Here is a 24724-nt window from a genome sequence, read left to right as displayed (position 1 = left end):
AAAGGCGAAGGCTGCTCTTAAAAAGGGCAGCCTTCTTTTATTTAGTAATACTAAAGAATCAGGGCTGGTGCTTACCTATACCTCTGGCGAAGGAATCTTATACACTGACCCTATGTCAAGGGTTTACAAATACTAAATAGAAAGGCGGGGTCCTGAGGTTCAAAAAATGAATTATCAATTGAACGTAAAGGTTTCAGCGTAAGCGGTGTTAGTAACCGTTTTATTCACCACGGTCTGGGCTGCATTATTGATCACCGGCTCCAGTTTAAAGCTGAAGGTACGGCCGGTAGTGCCGCAGGATCCACCAGCTGAGATGGAAACGGTGTACAATGGCACGGTTTCTACCACTATCTGCCCGGCCATTAACTGTGCTTTGGAAATAACGATGGCTCTTTGATTATTTTGTAATACGCCATTCACTTTAAATAAGGTATTGGCAGTACCTGTAATATCGCTTCCGGAAAATGTGAGGCTGAAATCATCTGCCGCCTGAAGACCTGTAGTGGTCAATGTAAATTTCATAGTTTTGTTCCCGGAGCCGCCGGGCCCAGGGTCCGGATTATCCTTACTTTTGGAACAACTGAACAGCACAACAGTTAGTGAGAGGGTTAAACCTATTAACAAATAGCTCCTTAATGATCTCATAAAATTCTAGTTTTAACTGCAAAGCTAGATCAGCCCGATATCTGCGACAATGACCGTAACCCGTCATTTTGGATATAGCTGTTTTCAGCTATTTTTAAGCGCCGGTTTTTATTGTAAACTTGACATGCGAATGAGAGAGATTTTGTACTTATACTGCCTGATCTTATTGCTGCCATTGTTGGGAAAGGCACAACAGAATACCACTTTAGGTTATCGGGACAGCCTGGCCTACATTTTAACCCAGCCTGCAACAGATAGCACTAAAGCGCGGATAAGTTTCCTTTTATCTGATGAGTGGTCCTACACTGATACCATTAAAGCAAAACAGTTCCTGGAACAAGGCAGGGCACTGGCCCATGGGAACAGGTACCTGCTGGCCCTGTATGATTTTTACCTGGCGCAGCTTCTTTATGAAACAGATAAACTGCAGGCTGAAAGAATGTATCTCCGGTCAGATTCCGCATTGAGCGTTTTTAAAATAGCAGAAGCTTATTATTTCAGGGCAAGGGCATGGCATAATTACGGAGCCTTGCGCCAGTCCGACAATGATACAGAAACAATGCTGGCTGTTATGATCGATAAAACCATTCCCCTTTCCATACAATCCGGCGACAAAAATTACCTGGCACGGAACTATTCGGATGTGGGAATGATCTTTATGAACCAATGGCAATATGATAAGGCAGCTCCCTATTTTGATAAAGCCATCAGCATTTTAGATCAGGCGGCACAAAACAAACCTAACGATGTTGATATTTATATCAATGCCATCAGGAACCTGGTGTTTATGGACAGTTTGGCTGACGCGAAAAAACTGATCGATATAACGAAGCCCAGGATAACACCCGGATCTGAAGCTGAAATAGAATTCCTGATCAATGAAGGGATGTATTATAAGCACATGAAGCAATATCAACAGTCGCTCAATAGCCTGAACCGCGCAGTAATTGTTTCAGAAGAACTGAAGAGGCCGTATCTGAAGGAAAGTGTAATGTTTCAGCAATACAAGACTTTTTCGGATATGGGTAAATATGAACAGGCTAAAGACATACTGTTACGGATTGTAAATACAGGGAATTTTAATTCCAGCCAAAACAGGCTAATGCATTCCTATGAACTGGCAGGCACCTATGCCAAACTTGGCGATATGGAAGCCGCCTATAAATGGCAAAAAGAATATAGTACTTTGCTGGATAGCATCAGCAAAAGCCAGAATGCGGAAAGTATAAATGCGCTGGAAGCAAAATTCAGGAATGCGGAAAATGAGAAAAAGATAGTGGAATTGAATGCCATCAATGAAAAAGCAAACTTCTCCGCAAAAAGTAATCGGTTAACGAGCCTCTTATTAGGAACAGCCAGTTTGTTCTTATTGATCGTGCTGGTGCTGGGGTATTTCTTTTATCGCAATAATAAAAGATCATTTGCGCAGCAGGAGCAGATAAAAATTACGCAGGCTATGCTGGATGGACAGGAAACAGAACGTACAAGAGTAGCGCGCGATCTGCATGATGGGTTAGGAGGAATGCTGGCTGCTGTAAAGATCAACTTATCAGATGTTGCCAGGGAAAAGGAGCATAAGGAACTGGATGATATCATTCATCAGTTAGACAGATCGGTAAGTGAACTACGCCGTATAGCGCATAATATGATGCCTGAAATGTTATTGCGGTTAGGGCTGGAAGCTTCACTGAAAGACCTGTGTGAGTCACTGATGTCTGAAAACCTGGTGATCAACTTCCAGTATCTTGGTATAGATAAAGCTATCCCGGCACAGGAACAAATTACCATTTACCGCATTGTGCAGGAGTTACTGGCCAACGTGGTTAAACATGCTCATGCTAAAAATGTGTTGCTGCAATGTTCACAACTGGAAGAGGTGTTTTTTATTACTATTGAAGATGATGGGAAAGGCATAGACATCACTGAAAAACAGGGAATAGGATTAAGTAATATTCAAAGCCGCGTTGCCTATTTGAACGGGAAAATGGAAATATTGCCCAAAGGACATCAGCAAGGTACCTCCATAAATATCGAACTCCATGTTACAGCATAGATCCACACTTGCCATCGTTGACGACCATCCGGTAGTGATAGAGGGTTTAACTAAACTTTTATCAAAGAAGAATGCTTTTGAGATAGTGGGTAGTTTTACAAACGGGCATGAATTCATGGCCTTTTTTAAAAAGACACCCTGCAGGATCGTATTGCTGGATATCATTCTTCCGGATATGAATGGTATAGACCTGTGCAGGGAAATAAAAAGAGTGTCTCCGGATACGGTGGTATTGGCCCTGAGCAATCATGAAGAGCGGGGTGCCATTCTGAAAATGCTGGAGAACGGGGCCAGCGGATACCTGCTAAAAAATGCGTCTATTGAGGAACTGCAGGCCTGCATTCATGAAGCATTGAACGGGCAAATTGCATTCAGCAAAGCAGTAAAAGAAATTATTGCAAGGCCTCAGTTGCATGCAGAAAAGATCCCTGTAAAATTGACGGTGCGGGAAAAGGAGATATTGGCATTGATCGCTTCCGGGATCACTACACCCCGTATTGCAGAGATGCTTTTCCTGAGTAAGTTCACAGTGGAGAATCACCGGAAAAACCTGTTACATAAGCTCAATGCCAAAAATGTGGCAGAGTTGATCAATTCAGCTACGCGGCAGGGGTTGATCTAATGGGCTGGGGTGATACAGGGAAAGCTGGCGAGCGATTCTTTGATAAGGCATCAAAACCAGGCGGCGGCAAAAAGCCATATAAATTTGCCGCCGCCTGTTTTTATTTCTTTATGATCAATTCCACCGGCTGCTGATTGCGGAATACTTCTACTTTTACCTCCTGCTTCCAGGCATGCTCCTGGTAGAAAGAAATAAAATCTTTCACGTTCCGGACCTTGACATTTTCTATTTTCAGTACCACATCGCCGGTCCTGAATCCATTCTTAGCAGCTTCACTTGCTGATGGAACTTTAATAAAATAAGCACCCAGTTCATCCGGTAATCCTGTAGCAGAGCGTTCTCCCAGTCCATCGATATTTTTCACGGTGGCGCCTCTCCAGGTGAGGGTAGTATTGGTCCCGGATCTTTGTGAATAGAGTTCTTTAGGTAATGGTACCGGCGCTGCTTTAGCCTGTAACCTTTTGATGCGCACACCAAATTCATTCATCGGGAAATTCTTAAACCCTACTGCTAATGCTTTGCTGCCGGGCTTTACACGATAATCTCCTTTCGCAAAATCAATGAATTGAGGATTGCCCGCAATGGAATGTGCATCTGTTCCATTTGCCTGTGCAGCGGCTAATGCAGCGGCATCCGGGAAAAGATTGTAATCTACTTCCTTGCCCCATATATCTATTCTTATAGGTTTGTAAGAAGTGGTAACGATGTTGTGTGTGAATACATCCCCGCTGTTCTTAAACCATACATGCGGATGGAAGGAATTATTGATCATGATATTGTTCTCCACGATCCGGAAGAAACCTTCCCGCAGTTTGAGTCCGCCATTCAGGCAAACGTTATTATAGAGGCGGTAATTGGATGAACCATCATCCAGGTCAATATCCCAGCCATGATCACAACGGAAACGGTTATGGCGGATAACCGTCTGGGTCATGGCATCGAGGGTTACCAGGCCAATATTCGCAGTGGTGGCACTATCCATCACACGGCGGTCGGGATGCCAGAAGCGGTCCCGGCCCCAGGAGTTGAAAGCCCCATGGTCGCCTGTTTCCAATACGGTGTTGTATACATCGTTGTGTTCAATGATGTGGCCGCCCCAGGTACCTTCGTTCACATTGATACCGGCACGTGGTACATCGTGGATGGTGTTCCAGGCTACTTTGATATTCATGGCCATGGAAATGTGTACGCCGGCAGATTGTTTTTCTACTTCGCCAATGTATTGGATCAGGTTATCTTTTGCGTCACATTGTTTGGGATAATTATCGTTCAGCGGACCCTGTTCAAAATCCATTTTAGTGAAAGGCACAAAGGTATTGTACTCAAAAGCCGGAGAGCGAACGGCATCGGGGCTGCCAACAAAGGCAATACCACTGGCTCCTGCTTTATAGATATGACAGCTGTCTATGTTTACATGCCGGTTGTAATTGTTCACGAAAACGGCGTTACCGCCTACTTCATTGAAAACACAATTGCTCACATAACAGAATTCAGCACCTTCTATCAGTAATGCACCACCACGGTAAATGGCCCAGTCGCTGCGCAGAAGTGGTTCTTTAGTTTCCATAAAAGTTCTGGCATTACCGGCGAATTGCAGGTTGTTCAGGATGATCTGTTTCACGGGAGCTTTAGCAGTTCCTTTGATGGCGATCAGATCTTTTAGTACGGCATATTGTACAGATGCAGGTAATTTGCCTGCCTCCGGCATATAATATAAGTAATGCTCTTTTGCATCAAAGTACCATTCACGGGCAGTGTCCAGCTCTTCCAGTACGTTTTCCACGAAACGGTTTTTGGGATGTAAGCCCAACTGCCGGTTATTTTGCCAGCCACCTTCTAAAACAGCTTCTCCTTTATTATCCACGCCTGTTATCTTATAATGATACCCTCCCCATTCATGACGATGTAATGCATGTACAGTAGCACCAACGGGTTGTTTCCAGGTTTTGATCCTTTCCGGGGAAATGGCATCTTCTGCAACACCATGATAGAAACGGGCAGTAGGATTGTAATTGGGATAACGGGCCAATACCTGCTGCTGGCCGTTGATAAATAAGCGGTCCATGGTGGTAACGGAAGCAGGAACAGGACTTCTGTAGATCCCTTTCTGCCAGTTCTGCCATGTTGTTTTTAAAGGCTGAGCACCACTGATCACAGCCGTTTCACCAGGATAACCCATAATAAAAAGCACACCCTGCATAGAGGCATTGTCTTCCGGTGTAAGTACCAATGTGCTGTCAAGATAATAGGTGCCTCCACGCAGGATCACCTGTATACTGGCATCTTTATTTTGAGCGCGAAGTGCCCGCCAGCGTTCCTGGGCGCGGTGCAGGCTGGCTACAGGCTTCTCTTTGGTTCCGGGATTTTCATTGCTCCCGGAGGGGGATACATAGATACGTTGTGTTTGACTGAAGGCTGGTGAGGCGATCATCATACTGTAGAGTAGGATCCATTTAAACATAATTCTAAGTTAACGGCTTATTTATCAATCAGATGATAGTAAATGAACTATTTCTTGCTGAAAAATATCCGGCCAATATTTGGTGAATTGAAAAATACCTGTACATTTACAGTGTACTAGTTAAGTAGTACACTAAAACATGAAGCAATGATATCCCTACAACAACTTCATTTTCATTACCGAAAGACGCAGCCTGTGCTGAAGAATGTTAACCTGACCCTACAGCCAGGCCGGATCTATGGTTTGCTGGGAAAGAACGGTGCGGGCAAGAGCAGTTTACTGTATCAGCTCTGTGGTCTTTTATTCCCCATTTCAGGGGAATGCAGGGTAATGGGCTACGAGCCGGCCAAAAGGCAACCTGCTTTTTTGCAGCAGGTATATATGTTACCGGAATCTTTCCATCTGCCGGACATGAACATTACGCAGTATCTCCGGCTCTTTGCTCCTTTTTATCCCTCCTTTGACCATGAGGCATTTAAACGGCACCTGGTTGCTTTTGAGATCCCGGAAGGGCAAAGCCTCCAGGCGCTTAGTCATGGTGAGCAGAAGAAAGTACTCATCAGTTTTGCAATAGCCACCCGCGCCAAAGTATTGTTAATGGATGAACCTACCAATGGTTTGGACATTCCCTCCAAACGCCAGTTCAGGAAAGTGATTGCGGGTTGCCTGGAGCCGGATCAGTGTATGATCATCAGCACGCACCAGGTAAAAGATCTGGACAGCCTGATAGATGAAGTACTGATCCTGGAAGATCACAGCATCCTGTTGCAGGAATCTGTTACCCGCATTACCGAAAAACTCTCCTTCCGCCAGGTAATGAGTTTGGAGGAATCAGAAGCGCCTATTTATAGTGAGGGTTCTTTGAAAGGTTATGTGGTGGTAGCAGTGAACCGCCAGGCAGAACATTCGCGGCTGGATATGGAAATGTTCTTCAATGCGGTGATGGTGGAAAAAGAAAAGATCGTATCCCTGTTCCAGGAATAGGATGGTTTTTTTGTACAGATAAACTAACAGTAAAAATATTTTTATGCAATTCTCTTTTGCTCGTTTTTCGTACTTATTCAAATTGCAGTTTGCTGTCAACCGTAAGCTGTATCTATTGGGCTTGTCGGCTATGGGTGGTATCATGCTCTGTTTTATGTTCGTTAGCGTGTTTACTTCCAAAGTAGGGTTTCAGTATCAATCGCAAATTGATTTTGTAACAGCGGCACTGATCCTGGCAGGAACTTTTTTTACCTCTCTTATCTTTAAACAGTATGGGGATAAAGACAAACGGATCCAGTCTATCCTCCTGCCGGTTTCTAATACTGAGCGGCTGGCAGTTGCAGTGCTGTTCACTTTCTTTCTTTTTCCACTTGCTTTTTTAGCGGTCTACTTTATCTGCATGGCAATAGCTAACGGCATAGATGTACATGTATTGGGTAATACGAACGAGGTATATATGTTGGACGGAATAGAGGGCCAGTATTTATTCCTGACTTTTTTTTTAGTGCAATCACTTGCCTTGCTGGGCGCTATCTGGTTTCGGCAGTTGGCGTTTGTAAAAGTGATAGTATTGGTTTGTTTATCAGCCATTTTTTTTGCAAGTGCCAATGAAGTGATCAATCAGATAGTGGTGAAGGATGCCAGTGCAAAAGTGGCTGGCTACAATGCTGCAAGGAATAAATTACCATTTCCCCTCCAGTATGAAATAGTTAGCTCATCTCCTTACCGAAGCATGCGTTTCTCTGGGAAGAACGAGTTTGGAACTTATTTAGAAGGAGGCTCTTATTGGCTTTCATTACCGGATCAGCAGATGTTATTTTTTCTCATTTTCCTGGCGCTTGTTCCGCTTTTCTTTTTTTACGTGACACTGGTAAAACTCCGGGAGCAGCAACTCTAAAACAGATCGATCATGGAATTTAATAATACACAGGCCATCTACCTGCAAATTGCTGATTACGTTTGCGATCAGGTACAGTTGCAGCATTGGCCACCTGAAGGAAAAGTGCCCTCTGTGAGAGAGCTGGCAGTGAACCTCGAGGTAAATCCCAATACCATTATGCGGTCTTACGAGTACCTGCAACAGCAGGGGATCATCTATACCCGCCGCGGATTAGGATATTATGTAAGTGAGGATGCACTCCGCAAAGTAATTGCATTACGCAAAGAACAGTTCTTACAGGAAGAGTTACCGCAATTTTTCCGGAAGATGTTCCTGCTGGGCGTTGAGCTGGATGAGTTAAAGGCACGCTTTGAGAAATTCAAAACCCGCCAGGCGAAAGCTTAAACATTTATTTAAAAGAACTTAGCATGAAAACAAGTAATAAACTCCTTATTGTTCTGGTCTTCTTTGTCATTATTACCCTGCTGCTCTTTAATGTATTGCTTAACATACAATTGAAGGCCGGTAACCTTACAAGTGATTTGAAGCAGGTAAGCCGTTTAACCGTAGACCTGAAACAGTTCCGGCATGTTGTATATGACGGGCGGATGTACCTGCATCAATCCCGTACCAGCAGAAGCTGGATAGACCGGACCATTCATCTCAGTGTGGGTGAAAGAAGTAAATATGAACTGGAAATGCCTTCAAACGTTAAACCGCTTTTGACATACCATTACCAGGGAGATACTTTGTTTATCCGCTTTGATAAAGCGTTGGTGCGTGGTGATTTTGTTCCGGAAGGCAATATTCAGTTGCACCTCTTTGCACCTGCCTTATCTTCTGTTTCCTCCTTTGGTGGAATGAATATCAACAGGGTCCTTCAGAAAGACTCATTAGCATTGCATCTGATGGGTTCAGATAAGTTCATGCTGTTAGGGCTGGATATACCTGTACTGCAATTAAAGACGGATTCCAATGCGCAGGTGATGTTCATTGACAACAGTCATATTGATACACTGGCACTTACGATGGGTGAAAGAACCGGTATCACTTTCGTAACACCTAATAATATCAAAACCGTACTTCCTGTGCAATTGGATACTTCAGCGAGGATCAGGATGGATGGAAGGGCGATGGATATGAAAACGTACTTGCTAAAATCGCAATAATTCTAGTCTCTCTAAAGATGCATACCGTTCCGATCTTCATCGGAACGGTTTTTTATTTTCAGAATTGGGTAGCGAGGTAAGCCATTGTACCGCTTCCTATCTCCAATGCATTTTCATCAATATCAAATATGGGAGTATGCACACCGGCTGTGATGCCACGTGCTTTATTGCCGGTGCCTAACCTGAAGAAACAGGCAGGGATCACCTGGGAATAGTAGGAGAAATCTTCCGCACCCATCCGCAGCTCTGTATCCAGTACATTTTCCACACCCATATATTCTTCTGCCAGTGTACGTGCAGTGGCCGTAACGGCTTCGTTGTTATAGAGTGTGGGATATCCTACGAGGATGTCTATATCTATTTCAGCACCCATAGCATGTACCAGTTCCGTAGCCTGTTTGCGGATCAGTTCATGGGCTTTGAAGCGCCATGTTTCATCCATTGCCCGGAAAGTACCCATCAGTTTAACTTCGCTGGGGATCACATTAGTGGTGAATCCGCCATTGAAAGCACAGATAGATAATACAGAGGGAGAGAAGGGATCATTATTTCTGCTGATGATCTGTTGCAGGCTCACCACCAGGTTGGAAGCAATGAGGATGGTATCTGCTGTGAGCTGTGGTGCAGCCGCGTGGCCGCCTTTCCCTTTCACCGTGATATAGATCTCATCTGCACTGGCCATGTATTTTCCTGCGCGGAATCCCAGTTTGCCGGTTTCCATGGCAGGGAGTACATGTAAACCCAGGATAGCCTGTGGCTTGGGGTTTTCGAGTGCTCCTTCTTTGATCATCAGGCTGGCGCCGCCAGGATGTTTTTCTTCCCCTGGCTGGAATAATATTTTCACGGTACCTTCAAATTCATCTTTCACCTGCTGGAGTATACGTGCAGCACCCAGTACAACTGTTGTATGTACATCGTGGCCACAGGCATGCATTACACCGGGATTTTTTGATTTGTAGGGTACATCATTTGCTTCTTCAATGGGCAGTGCATCTATATCTCCTCGTAAAGCAATGATCTTTTTGGAAGGGTTCTTTCCTTCAATCAGGGCAACCACACCTGTTCCTGCTACGCCTGCTGTGTAAGGGATGCCGTATTCATCCAGTTTTGCCTGGATGAACTTAGATGTTTCATATTCCTGGAAAGATAATTCGGGATGGGAGTGCAGATGATGCCTGCAGGCTATCAGGTCAGGCGCATATTGCCTGGCCAGCGATTGTATCCGATTCTTCATTCTATTTCTTTTTCCGGTGACACGTTGATAATAGCCGGCACTACAAATACGCCTCCTGAAAACTGGGTGGATAATTTATCTCTTAGCTCGGATGCTTCGTCACGGGATTTGAAATCCCCTATGCGTACTTTAAAATAAGGTGCCTGGAAGTCCAGGTAAGTACGGTATTCGGGGAACAATTGCATCACTTTGGCTTTGGCCTCATTGGCATCGTTCCTTTTGTTGCTGGAAAATACCTGTACGCGGAACCCGGGTTGGTTGCGGATGGCGAGGGTATTAATATAGATCTGTTTTTTGATCAGCACGTCTATCCGGCTGTCCTTTGATACTTTAATGCTTCCCGCATTGGCGCTATCCTGTGCCCGTACGGTAACCGCAGCGAGCATCAAAAGAAATAAACAGCCTGTTCTATAGAGCATATATAAATCGTTTGTTTTTCCGTCTGTTAAAGTGCCTGTTTCATGATCTCTACACTGGCGCTGGCCCCGATACGGGTAGCGCCGGCAGTTATCAGTTCCTGCGCAAAGGCAAAGGTACGAATCCCTCCCGAAGCCTTTATTTGAATATTCGCAGGTAAATGTTTACGCATTAATGCCACAGCTTCCACACTGGCCCCTTTTTCAGCATACCCGGTGGACGTTTTAACGAAGTCCACCCCGTATTTTGCATATAATTCGCAGCATTTAATGATCTCTTCCTCCAATAATATGCCACTTTCAATAATTACCTTGATCACCTTCTGCTTATTCCGGATCAGGGGCATAATAGTGCCGATCTCTTTTTCCACGTAACCCCAGTCCCCATTGCGGATAGCCAGGATATTGGCCACCATGTCCAGTTCATCTGCCTCGTCAATAATAGACAATACGCTTTCCGCCACTTTTGCTTCAATAGCGGAATAACCGAAAGGGAAACCTATAACGGTGGCCACTTTGGTGCTGGTATTACCTACAAATGTTTTAGCGAGTTTAACGAAAGGAGGGGGAACGCAAACGGCTGCAAAATCATATTCTACAGCTTCCATGCAGAGTTTTTTAAGATCCTCCAGGGTGGTAGTGGGTTTCAATACCGTATGGTCTATGTAGCGGTTTAATTTCATAGCGGGTTTTTCTTAAAACATAACGGAGTTACACAGTTGTAACTGGGTAACTCCGTATGCAATTATTGAAATATCGTGCAATTATTGCATGGTACATTAAGCGTCTTTGCCGTGGCAGGCTTTGTACTTTTTACCGCTACCACATGGGCAAGGATCATTACGGCCCACTTTAGGTCCAACACGTACCGGTTCAGGGCGGTGTTGTTCTTCTGCAGGTGCATATTCCTGCTGGCGCTGCTGTTGTTGTGCGCCGCCGCCATTTTCAAACTCCTGATGTGAAGCGCGCATGCGGCTCATATCGGTTTTTTGTTCATGGCCTTCGGTGATCTCATCTTCTCCCTGGCTGCCGGGGATACCCGCTTTACAGAGGAAGGCTACGATCTCTTTACTGTTTTCCGCGCTCATTTGTTTGAACAACTGGAAGGCTTCGAACTTGTAGATCAGCAATGGATCTTTTTGTTCGTATACGGCACTTTGTACAGATTGCTTCAGATCGTCCATTGCACGGAGGTGTTCTTTCCAGGCGTCATCGATCAGGGCAAGTGTAATGCTGCGTTCCAGGGCTGCTACGGTTTCGCGGCCTTGTGTTTCCACTACTTTCTTCAGTGGCGCCAGCACGTTAATGCCTTTTTTGCCGTCTGTGAATGGAATGGAGATATTTTCGATATGCTGGCCTTGTTCCTCGTAGATCTTTTTGATCACGGGGAGGGTACCATGCATCACTTCTGTAGTTCTGCGGTGATAATTGTTAGTCGCTTCTGAATAGAGTTTCTCTGCAATTTCCTGGATGTTGCCTTTAGCCAGTTCATCCTGTGTTATAGCAGTATCTACGGCAAAGTTCAGGATCACATCCAGCTTGAATGTTTCATGGTCGCCGGTTTCACGATGGGTGTTCACCAGGTTCTCTGCAACTTCATAGAAAGCGTTATCAATGTCGATGGACAGCCTTTCTCCTAAGAGGGCGTGGTTACGTTTGGAATAGATCACGGTACGTTGCTTGTTCATCACGTCATCATATTCCAGGAGGCGTTTCCGGATGCCGAAGTTATTTTCTTCTACTTTCTTCTGTGCTCTTTCAATGGAACGGGTGATCATGCTGTGCTGGATCACTTCTCCTTCTTTATAACCCATTCTGTCCATCAGTGAAGCGATACGGTCTGAACCGAACATACGCATCAGGTCATCTTCCAGTGATACAAAGAATTGAGAAGTACCAGGATCTCCCTGGCGGCCTGCGCGACCACGCAACTGACGGTCCACACGGCGGCTTTCGTGACGTTCTGTACCAATGATGGCCAAACCGCCGGCTTCTTTTACACCAGGCCCGAGTTTAATGTCCGTACCACGGCCTGCCATGTTGGTAGCGATGGTCACAGCTCCGGCCAGACCGGCTTCTGCAACGATCTGTGCTTCCCTTGCGTGCTGTTTGGCGTTCAATACATTGTGAGGGATCTTTTCGAAGGTGAGCATTTTACCCAGTAACTCAGATACTTCGACAGAGGTGGTACCTACCAGTACAGGGCGTCCTGCATTCTGTAAACCTTTGATCTCTTCTATAACAGCTTTGTACTTGTCTCTTTTGGTTTTATACACCAGGTCTTCCGCATCTTTACGGGTGATAGGGAGGTTGGTGGGGATGGTCACTACATCCAGTTTGTAGATCTCCCAGAACTCACCGGCTTCTGTAGTAGCCGTACCGGTCATGCCGGCCAGCTTGTGATACATCCGGAAGTAGTTCTGCAGGGTGATGGTAGCGAAGGTTTGTGTAGCGGCTTCTACCTTTACATTTTCCTTGGCTTCTATCGCCTGATGCAAACCGTCTGAATAACGGCGGCCATCCAGGATACGGCCTGTCTGTTCATCTACGATCTTCACTTTCCCGTCCATTACCACATACTCTACGTCTTTATCAAATAAAGTGTAGGCTTTCAGTAATTGTTGTACGGAGTGGATGCGTTCAGATTTAATGGCGAAGTCCTGCAACAGCTGGTCTTTCCTTTGCAGTCTTTCTTCTGCGGAGAGTTCCAGCTTTTCCAGTTCTGCTATTTCAGAGCCAACATCCGGCATGAGGAAGAAGTTTGGATCTTCTCCGGCGCCGGTGATGAGGGCAATCCCTTTTTCGGTAAGGTCTACACTGTTGTTCTTTTCTTCAATGTGGAAGTACAGCCCTTCGTCCACTTTGGGCATTTCCCTTTGCTGATCCGCGATATAATAGTTCTCTGCTTTTTGTTGCAGTACTTTGATACCGGGCTCGCTTAAATATTTAATGGTGGCGCTGTTCTTGGGAAGACCGCGCCATGCACGCATCAGGGCAAGACCACCGGTTTTGGGATCGTCTTTACCTTCCGCGATGAGTTTCTTGGCTTCTATCAGGCTGGCGTTCACCACTTTCCTTTGTTCTTCCACCAGTCGCTGGATGCGTGGTTTCAAAGCATGGAATTCCTGTTCATCACCACGGGGGATAGGGCCGGAAATGATCAATGGGGTACGCGCATCGTCAATTAATACGCTATCCACCTCATCCACCATAGCAAAATGGTGTTTGCGTTGCACCATTTCTTCCGGGCTGTGTACCATGTTATCACGGAGGTAGTCAAAACCAAATTCGTTATTGGTACCATAGGTGATGTCTGCCTGGTAAGCCATGCGGCGTTCAGCAGAATGTGGCTGGTGTTTATCTATACAATCAACGGTAATACCGAGGAATTCAAAGAGGGGGCCATTCCATTCAGAGTCACGGCGGGCGAGGTAATCGTTCACGGTAACAATGTGAACACCTTCACCGGCGAGAGCATTCAGGTAGGCGGGGAGGGTAGAAACCAGGGTTTTACCTTCACCTGTGGCCATTTCGGCAATTTTACCGGAGTGCAGTACATTACCACCTATCAGCTGTACATCATAGTGCACCATGTTCCAGGTCACTTCTGTTCCACCGGCGATCCAGGAGTTTTTCCAGGTCACTTTGTCACCTTCAATGGTCACATAGTCCTTTTTTACAGCCAGCTGGCGGTCAAGATCAGTGGCTTTGGCAGTGATGGCACCATTGGCCTCTTTGAGGCGGCGGGCAGTTTCTTTCACCACAGCAAACGCTTCAGGAAGGATCTGTTTGAGGACCTCTTCGATCTTTTTATCTCTTTCCTTGATCAGTTTATCTATTTCACTATAGGTGATATCTTTTGTATTTACATCCTCCTCACTTTCAGCAGCAGCTTTTTTAGCGGCAATCTCTTTATCCGTTTCAGCCAGGTGAGCTTTAATACGGGCGCGGAAATCCTGCGTTTTTGCACGCAGTTCATCAATGTTAAGTTGGGAAAGTTTTTCGTATTCCTCGCCGATCTGCTTTACTACGGGGAGGATCAGTTTGATATCCCGATCAGACTTGTTTCCACCAAAAAGCTTTGTTAAAAAACCTAGCATGTTAAAAATTTCGATTTCGTATAAAAAAATGTAACCTCACACAGGCAGGCCTGTATAGGGAAAATATAGACAAATATTAAGCCCGGACAAAGGGTTGTGCCAAGGTGGCAGTAATATATTCCCTTTTTCTGAGGCTCGTAAAATTAGGGATTTTTGGGGGATGGGGGCATAAAATATTGACATTTTAGGGCTCATGCGGTGATTTTGCAGGGGTAAAGCTGTTTTGAGGAGGCTGGCCCTGAAGCATAGCTTTTACTCCGGACCAAGCCTCCTGCTCATTTTACAGGCTTATTCCTTCTCCGCAAGGGTCACCAGGCTTGCCTGGGAAGTCGCATTGCTGCAATGCCGGATAGAATACAGTGCCTGGAGGGCATTGACCATAATAGGGAAGATCTCCCACACATACAATAAAGCCGGTACAATCATCAGGATCAGGGAAAATGTATCCCGGAGGGGTTTCAGGATCGTCGCAAGGCCATTCCGCTCTTGAGTTTCCGGCACCCAATGCAAAGAGTGCAAAAATGAAAACAGCTAGTAGTTTTTTCATGTTTGTTGAATTTAAGATGAATAATTATGACTAGTTGACGCGTCCTTTGATGGTAAGCAGTTCGGCACTGTTGACTGCATTTGAGATCACATAGGCATATTGATTAAAACTGCCTGCTTTACTGATGTTATAGGTGGCTTTTATTTCACCTGAGCTTCCAGGCGGGATATTTTTCCTTGGCCACTCTACGGAAAGGCAGGAACAGGAAACGATCACATCTTTCAGCCGGAGGGGTTTATGACCGGTGTTTTTTAAAGTGAACACGATCTCTTTTTTTTGCTGAACAGGAAAAGCGCCCAGGTCCAGGTGATTATGAGCGAAGGTGATATGGGGTTCTTTAGTGGCATCATAGTCCGGATGCAGGAGGGTTTTCATCTCATTTCTCAGAGACTGGTACAACATTAGCTCCGGCGGACTGTTGTGGGCCAGTGCTTTTTCTGCGAACAGCCTGGCTTTGACTGAATCTCCCTGTAAAGCATAACGTTTGCTGAGCTGATAAGCATTGTAGAAATAAGGGTATTGTGCATGCGCCTGTTCCAGTGCTGCTGTGAATGAAGTGTCTTTCTCATATTGCTGCGCCTGGTAACTTTTGCGGACTACACTGATAAGTGCTGCGCCTTCAATGTCAGCACGTGTTCTGCTGCCAGAATACATAGCACCTGTATCCTTGCTGATCACAGCTTCCAGTACTTTAGGGAAGATGTCTTTCCTGGCACCGCTGATGATCGTTTCCAGTTCTCCCTTCGGAGAAAAAATAATGGCGGTGGGACTGGCAGTGATGTAAAAACACTGATTGAGCCAGTTGGATGACGATCCTTCTTCAAAAAGATAAAAGAGATAATCATTCGCATAACGGCGTATGGCGAAATCTTTTTTCACGTATTCCTGCAATATCTCACAAGGCGGACAATCTTTTTTACTGAGGATGGTTACCAGGTGTTTGGATGATGCGCCGGCTTCTTTCAGGGCTTTTTCAAATGTGCCGGTATGGACGATTAATGAATCGGGGATAGGCTTTGATGTGTTGGCATCCTGTGTGGCGGAATTGCAGCCGAATGCGCACAGAAAGGCCAGAAAGAGCACTTGTCTTTTTAGATACATAGGGTTATTGTTTTAAACGCAGGTAATGCAATCTATTATCATACAACGGGTAACAATTCAAAAGCGAGGAGATTGCGCAACCATAAACGGGTTAGGTACTAATTCAATGTCTTAAGTTTGGGTTCAGAAAAATTGGGTTATACACATGTTAGTGAGTATATCCAAATATATTTAATAAACGCTGAATTATCAAGCCTTTTGCCTGATTTTTTAAAAGGGAGCTGCTTGTTAAGCAACTCCCCATAGGGTTTTCATCTAATCTAAATCGTAAATGGTTGGTTCGGGATCTTACAAAAAGAGTAGCATCTATATATATATTATATTATCACCTTGTGCGATATTCCATGTCTATTACTTTTCCAAAGCCGGTGTATAATTTATACAATTGGAAGGGCTCATTGCGTGGCGGCATTTTGTATACCCGCAGTTTCCCATTTTTACCTGAAGGGCCTGCGGGATCATAAGAACCTACGAGCAGGCCATTTGTATATTCTTTGTATTCCGGTTTGGAAGTTCCCACGTTGATCACTTTCAGGCGGCTGATCACTTCCGTTCCAAGGTCTGCCATCAGGTGATGGGTATTATAATTGATATCATATTCATAGATCTTACTACCCACTGCATATAATACATAACCCAGTTCATGACCCACTGCAAAGTGTTGTGCATGGGCAATATCGCCGGTACTTTGATCGATCTTAGTGAACTGGTTCTGGCGGAATACGCTGGGGTATCCGTCAACAGCCATGCGGAACAGGTAATATATGGGCTGGCCGGGATCCTTAAGAATGGTGAAAATGTCGTTCAGGTTAAAAGCAGCGTTCTGCATGTATACCAGGTCTTTGCCTGTTTTATAGCTGAGCAGTGCATTGGCAGGAGTGGGGATAGAATCCACACCTGCATCTCTTGAGCCATCCAGCCTTACGAACCATCTTCTTTCCACATCGTAGAACACCACCCAGTTGGAGATCGAGGAATTGGCCTTACCGATGAAAGGAGCGAGTTTAACAGGCGTGCTTACACCCGCCATTTTATTTTGCGGAACGCCATACCCCAACCCTGAAACGGGATATTGTATATACAACTGATCATCTGACATCATGCAATACATACCATAAGCAACATCCATTAGTCTTGGTGCAAAACCAGCGGGTGGCGGGCCCAGCATTTCATAACGAATAGCACCGGTGGTTTGCCAGGTGAAATCATCCGCGCTTAATTTATTGGCACCATCATCTGTTAAAAAATAAAGGGCGGTTTTGGATTTGAAAGCATCATTCATCAGTTTGATAGCACGGGGCCCCTTTTGTGGTGCAAGGCCGGAGTTGGTAAATGTGAGCAGGTCTGTGATCATGGTTTCTCCGATGGGTGGCGGTAATACACTCACCATGTCTATCCGTGCCATTCCATTTACATCACTTAATACCAGCCAGCCTTCATAGACTTTGGATTGTATGGTCAGTCTGAATTCACTTTTGTATTGCACACCGGTAGAATTATCCTTCACGCGTAACCATGCTTTGTATTTCCCTACTTTGGCAGTGACCTCATATTCGAGGTCCCTGGTAGTTGCGATCAGCTTATTATTATTTTCACCAACATCGTCCAGGAAAAAGATGATCCATTCGTATGCATACCTGCCGGTATCTGCTTTGTCCAGCAGGAAGTCCAGCTTTGGTTTGATACGCAGTGTATCCTTGAACATCATGGTGTATTGAGGAGCTATATTGCTGATGGCAATATCGTTGATCTCTTTATAGGAATAATTCCCGAGGTCTTTATAACAGCCTGTTATCAGCGCGGCTGCCAGAACGAAAAGTATTTTCTTCATAATTAGTTTTTAAGAATGATCAAAGCCCGTCTCCCATTTTCATCACGGAACCATCATCTTCATACACGATCCTGCCTGCTGCGGCTTCGTCTGCCAGCCAGGTTTTCATGAAATTGCCGTAGTATTTTACGGTACCTACAGAGATGGTATTGTTCAATGTAGTTACGGGAATATCCAGCAGTTGGCAGAGGAGTACATACTTTTTGCGGGAGTATGGGCCCAGGTAACCATCCAGCCAGTATTTGGGTCTTGCCAGCGCATCATCTACAAGAACAGTGTGCACAGTGGCGCTGATATATTTTTTTGTATCCGGAACATACAATTGCGGCAGGTCTGTTTTGAAATTTTCATTTTCCAGTAACTGAACGCAGAGGGCAAATGTTTTCACCTGCATATCCGGATGTTTCAGGAATTTTATGGGTAACACCATCAGTGCTTTTCCGGCAGGTACAACTGCGGTTGTGGGAAATGCTTCATAATGAATGCCTGGCTTTGCAGCATTGGCGGCAGTATCGATCACTTTGATGCGGAACTGCCTGTCTGTTGAAACCGTATCTCCTTTCACCTTGATGACGAGGGTGAAAATGCTGTCCGTTTTATCTGGATGATAAGCAAAGGTCAGAACGGAAGAATCTACACGTAAATAAATGCCTGGTGTTGGTTCTTTGTATATTTCAAAATAAATGCCGGCAGTACCACTGTAAAATGGTATTTCAGACCTTTGACAGGAAGCTGTTAAAAGGAGGATGAGGTAAAGAATATTTTTTTTCATACCTGTTGGTTTTGGTTGATTAATCTCTGTATCGGATCTCATCGTCTGGTAATGGCGGGCAGTATTTACCCACCGTCATGGCAACATTCGCAGTGCTGCTATTGCCGGATGGAATGGAAGTTGTGTTCAGGCGTTTGTAGTAAAAGAAGAGCTGCCCTTCTCCATAAAACTCCCGTTTGTATTCATTCCTTATTTCTGTAGCGATCGTTGCGGTGAGCGGTACATCTAACAATCCGCGGTTCTTGCGAACGGTGTTCAGGTATCCGAAAGCCAGTGTTTTATCTGTTTCTGTTTCTGCGGCGATGTAATACATTTCACTGATGCGGATCAATGGAATGATATTGCGGTAGAGGGAGTCTTTATGTTCTATATCCGAGAACTTAAAGAAGCAGCGGTAGTCTTTGATACCATTGCCGGGAATAGCCCATATGGCCACATTATTCCGGTAATCTGCCGTGTTGTTATTTTCGTAAGTGGCAGCTAATCTTGCCGGGAGTGGCGCCAGTATACTCCTGGCTTCCAGAACGGGATCGAAGTAGTTCTTTTGTTTATCAGCGAGTTTAATATCATGCAGGCCAAAGAGCATTTCTGTGTGGAAGATGCGGTTGGGATTGATCTTATTGGTGAGGATGTAATCCTTGTTGATCCAGGGGAACCTTCCTTCCTGTGCGGCAATCACTGTTTTGGCACTTTCAAGTGCGGCTGTTTTATTCCTGCGGTACAAGTGTACCCTGGCTTTCATGGCAATGGCAGCATAGTAGTTCATGCGCAGGGTGCGGAAGCGCCAGAACTGGGAGCCGCCATCCGGGTTACCGGAGAACATGGGGCCACTGGCAATGATGGGATCTTTACGCAGGTACATTTCAGCAGAATCGAGGTCTTTCAGCACTTTGTCTATGGCTGCATTGGCTGGTATTAGTTCCTGGAACTTAGAAGTGAAATCATCCACATAGGGAATGCTTTGTTTAAGTGAATCCACTGCGTAAACAGGACCAAAGAGGCGTAACATATCGAAATGGAGGAAAGCACGGAGGGCAAAGGATTCTCCTTTTACATGGCTGTAGTTGTCCCCATTGCTGAAGATATGTTTACGTTCATCGATCACAGCCAGGATCTTATTCACATTAGCGATCCTTGTATAGTTGCCGCGCCATACCATAGCGATCCTGGCTTTGGCAGAGTCGTGAGCAAAGTTGTAGTTGTTGATGGCCTGGAGCCTGTGGTCTGTTAGGATGTTGTATTGCTGCCCCATCACCTCTATCATTTCCATGCTCATCTGGCCGCCATAGGTATCCTTAAGGTTCATATCCAGGTAAACGGAATTCAGGGCATTGTAGAAACCCTGTTCGGTATCAAACAGTTTTTGTTCGGATACCTTATCCCGCGGTTGTACACTCAGCCATTTTTTGCAGGATGTGGCAGAGAACAATGCCGCCAGCATAAGGGTATAAAGAAAATGTTTTTTCATGTTTTTCAGATTGATGATTAGAACCCTACTGATAAGGAGAGAGACAGCATATTCGCGAATGGGTAATCAATACCTCTTTCCCGTTTGATGGAGGAAATGCGGAAGATGTCGTTCATGTAACCAGTGATCTTTACATAGGAGAGGCGCCATTTTTGTACAAGACGGTTGGGAAATTCATAACCCAGGTTGATGGATTCCCCTGCAAAGGTGTTTTCTTCCTGTACAAAACGGGAGCTGATGTTCGTCTGGTCCTGCAGGCCGATACTTTTGAAGCGGGACCTGTCTCCTGCTTTTTTCCAGCGGTCATATAAAGCACGTTTATCCTGGTTGATCTTCAATCCTTCCATATTGATATTCTCTACTTTATTATATAAGGCGGTATTGAATTCGTCTCCACCCATCCGGTAACGGATATAACCGCCCAGGTTAAATCCTTTGTAATACAGCGTTGTACCTAACACGCCATCCAGGTCCGGACGGGAATCTCCTACTACCACTTCGTCTGCATAATCATATTGAAAGGTGAGGGTACCATCTTTTTTTACAAACACTTCCCTTCCGCTGCCGGGATCGATGCCCTGTGATCTCACTGCCCACAAAGCAGTAGGGCTGCCCATATCATAATAGCGGTCCAGGTTTTTGGATTGATTTAATTTGTTCATCACATCCAGTTTGTTGCCGATGTTTTCATAGTGTGCTCTTTCCTGTTTACCGCTTACGCTGATGCTCCAGTTAATGCCCTGTTTGGGTAAATAGATAGGAGAGAAGGACACGATGAAGTTGAAACCTTTGCTGGTTTGTGCACCGATGTTAGTGGTATAGACGGAAGAACCTACAGATGCAGGAAGACTGATCACCGCTACCAGCGGGTCAGCATTCTGTAATACATAATCGAAGTTGAAACGTAAACGTTCTTTCACCACACCGTCTATACCAATGGTTTTCTTGATCGTTTTTTGCCAGTCCAGATCAGGGTTTCCGAAGGAAGCAATATTAGCCCCTATCCCGAAGTAGTTCTGATTGGCGGTATTATAATTAAAGGTGGTGAAAGACTGGTAGGCGATGCCGTTTTCATTACCCGGGTTACCGATACTGGCCCGGATCTTCAGCAGGTTGAAAATGTCTTTGCGAAAGAAGGCCTCTTCATGTAAGTTCCAGGCGGCACCTAATGACCAGGTATTGGTGAAGAGTTTATTCACGCCGTAATTGGAAGCTCCATCTATCCGGTAACTGTAATCCACTAAAAAGCGATTATCATAGCTGTAACCACCTTGCAGGAAGAAACTGGTGCTGCGTGCAGTGGCTTCATTGGAAACGGGTTTGCTGTTGGGTGCATAGGAAGCAGCGAATGCGGGAGAGGTGATATAATCCGGGAAACCCACAGCAGAATAACCTTTCCCTGTTCTTTGATCATCACTGAAAGACCATCCTGCCACAGCGTTCACCATATGTTTTTCTGCGAAGACGCGGCCAAAAGTGAAACTGACATCCCCATCCAAACGGAGGTTCTCTTTACTGTTGTTGTTATAAGCCCCTCTTTCCAGTAAGGGAGTCTGGATGTATCTGGAATGCAGGGCGGAAGTGAATTCTTCACGTTCCTCTGTAGTACGGTTCACGCCAAACCTTGCCCGGAAGCGAAGATCATAGCGGATGGCCCATTCTGCCTGGAAGTTATTGATCACATTGAAGTTCTTCGTTACATCACTATTGGGTAGCATCGCATCCCATAAAGGGTTGTTCACGATGTAATTGAGGGTGCCTGTTCTGGTATAGGCTGTTTCCAGGATCCTTGGAATACTGCCATCCGGATTTCTTTTGCGGTAGTAAGGGTTTGCGCGGGAGAAATTAGAGAAATTGCCGTAAGGAGATTCGTTTGCTGTAAAGAAGTTGAGCGAAAGATTATTCTGGAAAGAGAGTTTTCCTTTGCGGTAGATCAGTTTGATATTACCGCCTCCCACATCACGGGAAGAACCTTTCATGACCCCATTGATCTTTTTATAGTTGACACCAACACCATAACGCATCTGGTTGTCGCCGCCTTCCAGGTAGAGAGAATGGCTGTTGCTGAAACCTTTTCTCAATGGTTCATTCATCCAGTAGGTGTCCACCCCGCGTTTTACTTCTGCCAGTTTTTCGTTGTAGAGGTTATCGAGCGCTATCTGCGCATCATAAAAATAACGGAATGCATATTCCAATGTATATCTTCCGGAGAGCCTTTCAAATTCCAGCTTTTCAGCGGCATTCATCAGGTTATAATCGCGGAGATCGGGTACGGAAAATTGATTGTCGTTTGTATAGGTAACTCTTAATTCACCGGCTTTCGGTTTTTTGGTTTCGATAACTATCACACCATTGGCAGCACGGGAACCATAGATGGCGGTGGAGGCGGCATCCTTTAATAAGGTGAGATTCTCCACGCGGTTGATGTCCAGGTCCATAATGGTTTGCAGGGGAACGGGGAAACCATCCAATATGAATAAGGGAAGGTTGAGATCTGCACCCAGCTGTTCTTTCAGGCCCAGGATATTTGTTCTGCCCTGTATTTCCATATCCGGCATTACGTTGGGATTGGAGCCGAAGCGGTTGTTCTCAAACACACTGAAAGCGGGGTCCAGGCTGCGCAGGCTTTGGATCACATTCTGGTTACCTACTGTTTTCAGTTGCTGGCCGGAATAGGTGGCGGCAGAACCTGTGAAGCTTTCTTTCGGGCGTTCAAAGATGCCGGTCACTACTACTTCCTGGATCTTGGAGATATCTTCTTCCAGTGTTATTTTCATACTGCTGCGGCCATTGATGCTTACTTCTTTTTGCTTGTAACCTATGAAGCTGAATACCAGGGTGCCATTTTCAGGTGCAGTGATCTCAAACTGTCCGGCAGTATTGGTAACGGTTCCTGCGGCCTGTCCTTTTACCCGAACGTTCACCCCCTGCATCATTTGTAGGTCTCCTTTGTTATCGCGCAGCACTACATTTCCTGCAATGCGGATGTTTTTCTGTTGCACTACAACAGGGACTGCTGTGGGAAGGGGACCTTTTTTTACCACGAGCTGGTTACCCACTACGCGGTACTCGGAACCTTTTGGGAAGAGTGCATTCAATACATCTTTAAGCGATCTGTTGTCTGCATTGAGTGTGATGGTAGATGAACGGTCCAGTTGTGCGCCATCGTACACAAAGTTGAGATTGGTTTGTTTTTCGAGATCTTCCAGTACATGGGAGATCGGTGTTTTTTTTGCATGAACAGATACTTTCCGGTTCAGCGCAAAAGTATCCTGTGCATGCACTGGCACTGTTCCCAAAGTGAGGGCCAGCAACAGTTGACAGGAAACTCTCCGCCACCGGTGGTTGGTTGATTTGTAGATTTGTGATGTCATAGCAAACGATAGTTTTGAAAATAAGTAGCAAATAGATCCTGTGCAGGTATAGTAGTCTAACCCGTTAACCTCTCTTTAGATTCAGTATATATGTCTAGCGGATGAAAATAGTATCTCCCCTTTTTTCGTAATGATAATCATACAAAGCGCTCAGCGTTTGCAACACTTCATCCAGTGTGCGTTTGCTGAAGTTGGCATTCAGGTTCAACTGTGCACGGTTCTTATTTTCCATGATCACTTTTACCTGGTAATGTTCGGAGAGTATTTCGCATACTTCATCCATTGGTGTATCTATGAAACGCAGTTCACCTGTGCGCCATGATACTTCGTTATAGTCTGTCCTGTCTTTTAGTTGTACGGCAGTGTCGCCGGTTACATAAGTGGCCCCTTTGCCGGCAGTTACCAGTTTAGGTGAATTGGAACCTGCTGTACCAAAGTTTACGGCGCCTGTTAGCACAAATAATTTTACATTCTCCTGCAAAATGGCCAGGTTGAAAGAGGTGCCCAGTACTTTTACTTCCGCACCGCCGGTATAGGCTACAAAAGGTTCGGAAGGATCTGATACCACATCAAAAAAGGCTTCCCCATATTCCAGTTGTACTTTACGGTGGTTGTATTTGATCCGGGAATGTTTATTTAATACGATCCTGCTGCCATCTTCCAGCATCACGGAATCAATGGTGATGGTGGTGGTTTTGGCAAGATATTGGGTAGACGGGCGTTGGGCCATCCAGTACCATGTGCCGGTTACAGCTGTAATGATAGCTGCTGCAGCTGCAATCCTCAGCCAACGGATCTTTGTTTGCGGGAGCCGTGCTTTGAACCTTGCGGTGGCCGCTTTTACATCTACTTCCGTAAAAACAGCGGCTTCGGGAGATAAGTCCCAGATCTGACGGTATTGATCAAAATAGGTTCTGTTCTGCGGGGCCTTTTCCAGCCAGGCATTCAATTCAGCCAGCGCAGCAGCGTCTTCCGGCGACTGCAGGTGATTGATGATAAGCTGTTCTACATTGATCGGTTCCATGCGATTTTGATTGTGCGCTATACTCTGAAGACAAACGAATAAA

At 45.3% G+C, this 24724-nt stretch carries 19 protein-coding genes; 6 read left to right on the top strand and 13 right to left on the bottom strand.

The window, feature by feature from the left end; genetic code table 11:
• Positions 1-174 precede the first annotated feature (174 nt).
• A complete protein-coding gene (locus AAHN97_RS21070) occupies positions 175-522 on the bottom strand; it encodes a hypothetical protein (RefSeq protein WP_343304064.1) in 348 nt (115 codons plus the stop codon).
• Between the two features lie 253 nt (positions 523-775).
• Here AAHN97_RS21070 and AAHN97_RS21065 point away from each other — a divergent pair, with 253 nt between their 5' ends.
• Positions 776-2698 (top strand): tetratricopeptide repeat-containing sensor histidine kinase, encoded by a 1923-nt coding sequence (locus AAHN97_RS21065; protein WP_343304063.1) that lies wholly within the window; start codon positions 776-778, stop codon positions 2696-2698.
• The gene (locus AAHN97_RS21060) at positions 2685-3320 is read left to right on the top strand and encodes a response regulator transcription factor (protein ID WP_343304062.1); all 636 of its coding nucleotides are present in this window, start codon (positions 2685-2687) and stop codon (positions 3318-3320) included. The genes AAHN97_RS21065 and AAHN97_RS21060 overlap by 14 nt, the downstream gene beginning before the upstream one ends.
• A 100-nt stretch (positions 3321-3420) precedes the next feature.
• Here AAHN97_RS21060 and AAHN97_RS21055 read toward each other — a convergent pair whose 3' ends face one another.
• A complete protein-coding gene (locus AAHN97_RS21055; RefSeq protein ID WP_343304061.1) occupies positions 3421-5781 on the bottom strand; it encodes a PDZ domain-containing protein in 2361 nt (786 codons plus the stop codon).
• A gap of 147 nt (positions 5782-5928) precedes the next feature.
• Between AAHN97_RS21055 and AAHN97_RS21050 the strand changes: the two genes are divergently transcribed.
• Genes AAHN97_RS21050 through AAHN97_RS21035 form a run of 4 tightly spaced genes read left to right on the top strand, consistent with a single transcriptional unit; the run spans position 5929 to position 8814 of the window.
• Positions 5929-6765, top strand: coding sequence for an ABC transporter ATP-binding protein (locus tag AAHN97_RS21050; RefSeq protein WP_343304060.1), 837 nt, complete (start codon positions 5929-5931; stop codon positions 6763-6765).
• Positions 6766-6808: 43 nt separating this feature from the next.
• Positions 6809-7663 (top strand): hypothetical protein, encoded by an 855-nt coding sequence (locus tag AAHN97_RS21045; protein ID WP_343304059.1) that lies wholly within the window; start codon positions 6809-6811, stop codon positions 7661-7663.
• 12 nt (positions 7664-7675) lie between these two features.
• On the top strand, positions 7676-8050 hold the full coding sequence (locus AAHN97_RS21040; protein WP_153665370.1) for a GntR family transcriptional regulator: 375 nt from the start codon (positions 7676-7678) through the stop codon (positions 8048-8050).
• A 23-nt stretch (positions 8051-8073) separates the two neighbouring features.
• A complete protein-coding gene (locus AAHN97_RS21035; protein WP_343304058.1) occupies positions 8074-8814 on the top strand; it encodes a hypothetical protein in 741 nt (246 codons plus the stop codon).
• A 58-nt stretch (positions 8815-8872) separates the two neighbouring features.
• On the opposite strand, the gene AAHN97_RS21030 is transcribed toward AAHN97_RS21035, so the two are convergent.
• The 11 genes from AAHN97_RS21030 to AAHN97_RS20980 all read right to left on the bottom strand — a co-directional run bounded on the left by AAHN97_RS21030 (position 8873) and on the right by AAHN97_RS20980 (position 24681).
• On the bottom strand, positions 8873-10048 hold the full coding sequence (locus AAHN97_RS21030) for a M20 metallopeptidase family protein (RefSeq protein ID WP_343304057.1): 1176 nt from the start codon (positions 10046-10048) through the stop codon (positions 8873-8875).
• Positions 10045-10467: an SPOR domain-containing protein gene (locus tag AAHN97_RS21025; RefSeq protein WP_343304056.1), complete on the bottom strand. Its 423-nt coding sequence runs from the start codon at positions 10465-10467 to the stop codon at positions 10045-10047. Before AAHN97_RS21025 ends, AAHN97_RS21030 begins: the two co-directional genes overlap by 4 nt.
• A gap of 26 nt (positions 10468-10493) precedes the next feature.
• Positions 10494-11147 carry a deoxyribose-phosphate aldolase gene (gene deoC, locus AAHN97_RS21020; protein WP_343304055.1) on the bottom strand — a complete coding sequence of 218 codons (654 nt, stop codon included), beginning with the start codon at positions 11145-11147 and terminating at the stop codon, positions 10494-10496.
• A 96-nt stretch (positions 11148-11243) separates the two neighbouring features.
• Positions 11244-14564 carry a preprotein translocase subunit SecA gene (secA, locus tag AAHN97_RS21015; RefSeq protein WP_343304054.1) on the bottom strand — a complete coding sequence of 1107 codons (3321 nt, stop codon included), beginning with the start codon at positions 14562-14564 and terminating at the stop codon, positions 11244-11246.
• Between the two features lie 280 nt (positions 14565-14844).
• The gene (locus tag AAHN97_RS21010; RefSeq protein ID WP_343304053.1) at positions 14845-15111 is read right to left on the bottom strand and encodes a carbohydrate-binding module family 14 protein; all 267 of its coding nucleotides are present in this window, start codon (positions 15109-15111) and stop codon (positions 14845-14847) included.
• Positions 15112-15141: 30 nt separating this feature from the next.
• Positions 15142-16212 (bottom strand): DUF1573 domain-containing protein, encoded by a 1071-nt coding sequence (locus AAHN97_RS21005; RefSeq protein ID WP_343304052.1) that lies wholly within the window; start codon positions 16210-16212, stop codon positions 15142-15144.
• 325 nt (positions 16213-16537) lie between these two features.
• Complete coding sequence (locus tag AAHN97_RS21000; RefSeq protein ID WP_343304051.1) at positions 16538-18043, bottom strand: PKD-like family lipoprotein; 1506 nt, start codon at positions 18041-18043, stop codon at positions 16538-16540.
• A 19-nt stretch (positions 18044-18062) separates the two neighbouring features.
• Positions 18063-18815 carry a DUF4843 domain-containing protein gene (locus AAHN97_RS20995; protein ID WP_343304050.1) on the bottom strand — a complete coding sequence of 251 codons (753 nt, stop codon included), beginning with the start codon at positions 18813-18815 and terminating at the stop codon, positions 18063-18065.
• Positions 18816-18834: 19 nt separating this feature from the next.
• On the bottom strand, positions 18835-20283 hold the full coding sequence (locus AAHN97_RS20990) for a RagB/SusD family nutrient uptake outer membrane protein (protein WP_343304049.1): 1449 nt from the start codon (positions 20281-20283) through the stop codon (positions 18835-18837).
• Positions 20284-20300: 17 nt separating this feature from the next.
• Positions 20301-23657 (bottom strand): SusC/RagA family TonB-linked outer membrane protein, encoded by a 3357-nt coding sequence (locus tag AAHN97_RS20985; RefSeq protein ID WP_343304048.1) that lies wholly within the window; start codon positions 23655-23657, stop codon positions 20301-20303.
• 94 nt (positions 23658-23751) lie between these two features.
• The gene (locus tag AAHN97_RS20980) at positions 23752-24681 is read right to left on the bottom strand and encodes a FecR family protein (protein ID WP_343304047.1); all 930 of its coding nucleotides are present in this window, start codon (positions 24679-24681) and stop codon (positions 23752-23754) included.
• Positions 24682-24724 lie beyond the last annotated feature (43 nt).

The sequence above is a fragment of the Chitinophaga niabensis genome, assembly GCF_039545795.1.
Classification (GTDB): domain Bacteria; phylum Bacteroidota; class Bacteroidia; order Chitinophagales; family Chitinophagaceae; genus Chitinophaga; species Chitinophaga niabensis_B.
The sequence above is the reverse complement of the archived record's forward strand: the minus strand, read 5'-3'. Positions and strand labels throughout refer to the sequence as shown.